This is a genomic window from Paenibacillus sp. AR247 (assembly GCF_002968895.1).
Lineage (GTDB): Bacteria > Bacillota > Bacilli > Paenibacillales > Paenibacillaceae > Paenibacillus_AQ > Paenibacillus_AQ favisporus.
Map to the genome: position 1 here is coordinate 486,530 of NZ_PCZT01000012.1, position 5,543 is coordinate 492,072.

At 54.9% G+C, this 5,543-nt stretch carries 7 protein-coding genes and 2 pseudogenes; all 9 read left to right on the forward strand.

Features of this window, described 5'->3' with window-relative positions; translation table 11 throughout:
* Positions 1 to 187 (forward strand): NUDIX hydrolase (locus tag CPT76_RS23785; RefSeq protein ID WP_483870073.1); only part of this gene is annotated, 187 nt, incomplete at its 5' end.
* Positions 188 to 234: 47 nt separating this feature from the next.
* Positions 235 to 1,424 (forward strand): annotated as a pseudogene (locus CPT76_RS23790) (endonuclease Q family protein).
* A 55-nt stretch (positions 1,425 to 1,479) separates the two neighbouring features.
* Positions 1,480 to 2,130, forward strand: a complete 651-nt coding sequence (spoIIM, locus tag CPT76_RS23795) for a stage II sporulation protein M (RefSeq protein ID WP_105444654.1) — start codon at positions 1,480 to 1,482, stop codon at positions 2,128 to 2,130.
* Positions 2,131 to 2,223: 93 nt separating this feature from the next.
* The gene (fur, locus tag CPT76_RS23800; RefSeq protein ID WP_076170043.1) at positions 2,224 to 2,691 is read left to right on the forward strand and encodes a ferric iron uptake transcriptional regulator; all 468 of its coding nucleotides are present in this window, start codon (positions 2,224 to 2,226) and stop codon (positions 2,689 to 2,691) included.
* A gap of 185 nt (positions 2,692 to 2,876) precedes the next feature.
* Complete coding sequence (locus tag CPT76_RS23805; RefSeq protein ID WP_105444655.1) at positions 2,877 to 3,110, forward strand: DUF4227 family protein; 234 nt, start codon at positions 2,877 to 2,879, stop codon at positions 3,108 to 3,110.
* 96 nt (positions 3,111 to 3,206) lie between these two features.
* Positions 3,207 to 3,833, forward strand: a pseudogene (locus tag CPT76_RS23810) (site-specific integrase); the annotation flags it as partial.
* Between the two features lie 97 nt (positions 3,834 to 3,930).
* Complete coding sequence (locus CPT76_RS41625) at positions 3,931 to 4,128, forward strand: tyrosine-type recombinase/integrase (RefSeq protein ID WP_308737660.1); 198 nt, start codon at positions 3,931 to 3,933, stop codon at positions 4,126 to 4,128.
* A 14-nt stretch (positions 4,129 to 4,142) separates the two neighbouring features.
* Entirely contained in the window at positions 4,143 to 4,967 is an 825-nt protein-coding gene (locus CPT76_RS23815) for a purine-nucleoside phosphorylase (protein WP_089548077.1), read from the forward strand.
* A gap of 322 nt (positions 4,968 to 5,289) precedes the next feature.
* Positions 5,290 to 5,543 (forward strand): serine hydrolase (locus tag CPT76_RS40370; protein ID WP_258168763.1); only part of this gene is annotated, 254 nt, incomplete at its 3' end.

Below are 5,543 nucleotides of genomic sequence, written 5' to 3' on the forward strand. Positions count from 1 at the left end.
CTACGTGGCACATGATCTTCAAGGGGGCGATGCGGCGCCGGATGAAGACGAGTTCGTGGAGCTGCTGGAATTGACGATGGAAGAGGCGCTGGAGGCGATTTCGCAAGGCCGGATCAGCGACGCTAAGACACTTATGGCGGTGTACGCCTGGAAGTTGAACAAGCTGACGGGTGAATTCCGCGTATGAGCAGTCCGGAACGTGTCAGTCACCAAGAGCTTGCATACGAGTCGGATATGTTGAGCGAATACTTTGCGGATCTGCACATCCATATCGGCAGGACGAACGACGGGCATGCGGTCAAAATCAGCGGCAGCTCCAATCTGACGTTCGCGAACATCGCCAAGGAAGCGTCGGAGCGCAAAGGGATCGAGCTGGTAGGCATTATCGACTGCCACTCGCCGGTCGTCCAGAAGGACATTATCGACTGCCTGGAATCCGGTGAAATGAATGAAGTGCAGGGCGGTGGGATCGCCTACCGGGGAACCACGATTCTTCTGGGCTCCGAAATTGAAATCTATGAACAGGGTAAGGGCGCTGCGCATCTGCTCGTTTATTTTACGGACCTGTCTACGATGCAGCGCTTTACGGCCTGGATGTCAGGCCATATGAAAAACGTAACCTCAGCTCACAGCGCATTTACGTTTCCGGACGGGAGCTGCAGGCTAAGGTGTACGACATGGGAGGCATCATGATTCCCGCCCACGTTTTTACTCCGCATAAAGGCCTGTACGGCAGCATGACGCCGCGAATGGAGCATGTGCTCGACCCGGGGCTTGTGAGCGGAATCGAGCTTGGGCTGAGCTCCGATTCGGAAATGGCCGGACTGATATCGGAGCTCGATCCGTATACGTTTGTAACCAACTCCGATGCCCATTCCCTGGGTAAAATCGCCCGCGAGTACAACCGGATCCGTTTGGCGGAGCCGACCTTTGCCGAATTCCGCAAGGCGATGGAGAGGGTGGACGGCAGGTGCGTGACAGGGAACTACGGCCTCAATCCGCGTCTGGGCAAGTACCACCGTACCTATTGCCATGGCTGCAGCCGCGTGTTGGACATCGAACATGGGGGCGCAGGCTGCCCGTTCTGCGGCAGCACCAAGCGGGTACAGGGGGTGCTCGACCGGATCCTCGATATCGCCGACCGCAAAGAGCCGTACATGCCTGCCTTCCGGCCGGCATATCATTACCAGGTTCCGCTTGAGTTCATTCCGGGTCTCGGCAAGGCCAAAATGAAGCAGCTGCTGGAGGGGTTCGGTACAGAAATGTCGATTCTCCACCATGCGGGTGAAGCAGAAATTGCCGAGGTTGTGGGCACCGATTTGGCGCGGATGATCGTCATGGCCAGAAACGGCACCCTGAAGCTGACCTCAGGCGGAGGGGGAACTTACGGGAAAGTGGAAGGGTCGTCCGTGTCCAAGACATAGTTTGGGACTTGCCTTCATACAGTAAGGGTATGCGATTGGAAAGGGGAGAAACTGCATGCGAGCTTTCCGCCATGCCCTGAAAGAACAAAACATCCTGTATATTTTTGTCGCCGTACTGTTTCTGGTTGGAGTCATCTTCGGCGCGCTCATGGTCAATGCTCTTTCCCTTGAACAGCAGCAGGACTTGGGACGGTATTTGGGCAATTTTTTCGTAACCGTTAATCAGGGAGCGGAGGCCGGACAGCCTGCGCACTCCTACTGGGACATCGCCGGGCTGCATTTGAAATGGGTTGGTCTGATTTGGATTCTCGGGCTGTCGGTCATCGGCCTGCCGGGCATTCTGATCCTCGATTTTTTGAAAGGCGTTCTGGTCGGCTTTACGGTTGGCTACCTGGTCGGCCAATTTTCGTGGCACGGTCTGCTGTTTGCGCTGGTGTCGGTGGCTCCGCCGAACCTGCTTATCATTCCGGTGCTGATCGTTTGCAGCGTATCGGCGATCGCCTTTTCGCTTCATATTATTAAAAACCGGGTGATGCTCCAGCGTCCGGGCAACATTACCCGCCCATTTGCATCGTATGTCGGGATGACGCTCGTCATGGGCCTGATCATGCTCGGCATCTCCTCGTTTGAAACCTGGGTGACTCCCACGATGATGAGATGGGTGACGCCCATGCTGATCCACGCTCCGGCCATCACCGGTATGTGAGGCAAAAGCGTTTGACTTTGTTTGGCAACTCCCCATATAATGAGAGAAGCGGTTATAGATAGGTGCAGAGATTTTCCTGTGGGGAGGGAGACAATGGAAGCACGGATCGATAAAATCAAACAACAATTACAATCCCAGGGCTATAAGCTGACACCCCAGCGGGAAGCTACCCTCAGAGTACTATTGGAGAATGAAGAAGACCATCTGAGTGCGGAAGACGTATTTATGCTTGTGAAAGAAAAGGCTCCGGAAATCGGTCTGGCAACCGTGTACCGTACCTTGGAGCTGCTGAGCGAGCTGCATGTCGTCGAGAAGATCAACTTTGGCGACGGTGTAGCCAGATACGATCTACGCACCGATACGGCCAAGCATCACCATCATCATATGATCTGCGTGAAATGCGGGAGCATGGATGAGATCCGCGAGGACTGGCTTGGACCGCTGGAAGAGCGGGTTGAACGGGAATTCAATTTCACCGTCTCGGACCACCGTCTTGATTTCCACGGGGTATGCTACCGCTGTAAGGCGAAGGAAGACAACGGCGGCAGCGATGACAAGTAATCATACAACGATTTTATAATATGATCTTGACGATCAAAGCTCTCTGCCCGGCATGCTGCCGGAAGGGGGCTTTTTTGGTCGGTGCGTCCTGGGGCATACATAAGGACAAACGTTCATATGCTGGATATAGCAAGGATGAACGGGAAGGAGAGGCGTCTCCTTCAAGAATGTGAGGTGCTTCCGGGATGATCATTCCGCTGCGAAAATGGCTGTCCGTGCTAAAGTTTCTGATCGTGTTTGTTTCTTTGGCCTATATGTTCTACCATGTGCTGACCCTGTTCACCGCTTGGATTACGCCGGTGGACCATTACCGCATTCCGGAGGGTCATGCCGTCAAGGCGTTCCAGTCCGGTGACGGGAAGCAGAACGGTGAACGGATGGGGGACAGGCTCCGTTTTTATTTTTGGTATGGTGAATAATGCCTCCGGCAGGGGACGTCCGCCCTGCTGTCGAAGTAGAACAGGACGAAGATACGTCAATCCAAAAAGAACCCGAAGGAGCTGTTTCACAACATGATGCAGTATGTACAGCCCTTCATTCGGTACATCCGTGAGGAGAAAGGGCTGTCCAGTAACACACTTGAATCGTACACCCGTGATGTCCGTCAGTTTGTGGAATTTGTAGAGGAACGAGGGCTGAACTCGGCGGATCAGGTCAAACGGACGCATATCCAAATGTATTTGAACCTGAAGAAGCAGGAGCGCATGGCCCCGGCGACGCTCGCCCGCAAGCTGGTTTCCGTACGGTCTTTTATTCATTATTTGATCCGGGAATCCGTCATCCGGCAGGATCCGAGTCTTGGACTCGACGCTCCCCGGCTGGAGAAGAGGAGGAAGAAGCCTCCAAGAGTTCTGTCCATCGGGGAAGTGAACCGGCTGCTGGAAGCCCCCGATGTTTCCGCGCCGCAGGGGCTTCGGGACAAAGCCATGCTGGAGCTGCTCTACGGTACCGGTTTGAAAGTATCGGAGCTCATCTCCCTGAACGTGGACGATGTCAATTTGGACATGCATTTCCTCCGCTGCACAAGCAGCGCAGGCAAGGAACGGGTGCTTCCGATCAATGGGATTTCGGCCGGGGCGGTCAAGGAGTATATAACCGGAATGCGGGATCCGCTCGTACGGGAAACCTCCTCGGACGACAGAGCCCTGTTCCTGAACCTGACCGGCAGCCGCCTGACGCGCCAAGGATTCTGGAAGGTGTTGAAAAAAATACGCCGCCGATGCGGAGGTCGAAGGCGAGATTACGCCGCATACGCTCAGGCATTCATTTGCCGCGCACCTGCTGGAGAACGGAGCCGATCTGCGCTCCGTACAGGAGATGCTGGGGCATGCCGATATGGCGACGACCCAAATGTACACCACAAGTACGAAAAGAACGATGAAGGACGTTTATGAAGAGCACCATCCCCGTGGACGGGATCATTCCAATACCGATTAGGAGAGATTATACGCATGTCAACGACACAGCTGAAGCAAATTCAAGAGGCAGCCGCCTTTATCCAGAGCAAGGGAGGCGTTCAACCGGAAGTGGGCCTCATACTCGGTTCCGGTCTCGGAATACTGGCTGACCTGATCCAGGACGGCATATCCATTGCCTACGAGGATATCCCTCATTTTCCGGTGTCGACAGTAGAAGGCCATGCGGGAGAGCTTCTGCTCGGTACGATTGAAGGACGCAGCGTCGTCCTAATGAAGGGACGCTTCCACATGTATGAGGGTTACGGCCCGGAGGTGACGGCTTTCCCGGTAAGGGTCATGAAAGAGCTCGGCGTGAAAAGCCTGCTGGTGACCAATGCGGCCGGCGGAATCAACACGGCTTTCGAGCCGGGAGACCTGATGGTCCTGACCGACCATCTGAACCTGACCGGCCGGAATCCGCTCATCGGCGCGAACGACCCGGCGCTTGGCGTCCGCTTCCCCGATATGTCCGAGGCGTACAGCCGGCGGCTCCGCCAGCTCTTGAAGGACACGGCCGCGTCGAAGAACATTCCGATTCGCGAAGGCGTATATGCCGGCCTGCTTGGACCGACGTACGAAACGCCGGCCGAAATCCGTATGCTGCGCACGCTCGGTGCAGACGCTGTCGGCATGTCGACGGTATCGGAGACGATCGTGGCCCGGCACGCCGGCCTGGAAGTGCTCGGCATTTCCTGCATCAGCAACATGGCGGCAGGCATTCTGGACCAGCCATTGTCCCATGAAGAGGTCATGGAAACGACCGAGAGAGTCCGCGAGAAGTTCCTCGGCCTGGTGCTTGCGGTCATCCCTCATATGTAATATGCACGGCCGTTTATTCAAAGCAACCCCCGCAGGAGACACCTGCGGGGGTTTTTGCGTGTATCAAAAATAATTCGGCGTAAGCCGCCCCTGGCATGGAATATTTTCCTGTGATCCTGACGAAACTGAAAGACAGTAACCATTTCAATTGAACCATATAGAAATGAACTAAAGAAATGAAAGTTATAGGCCGTATCAGGCCTTAATAACAGGAAGTTCAATGAAAAAGCTTTAGTTCAATCTATACAATAGGTCAGGAGGGACTTATTTTGAAAAAACGATACTGGCGCTCGCGCTGTCCTTCGGGCTGTCCACGGTGGCGCTGCCTTATCTGGGGTATGCCGAGGAAGCGCCAAAAGGCGGTCAGGCTCCGGGCGTGGAGCTGGCGGCGAATGCTAGGTCAGCCATCCTTATGGATGCGGATACAGGAACGGTCATTTATGAGAAGAACAGCCATGATAAACTTCCGCCGGCAAGCATTACGAAAATTATGACCATGCTGCTGACCATGGAAGCCATCGACGAGGGCAAGCTGAAAATGACCGATATGGTCCGGACGAGCGAATATGCGGCGTC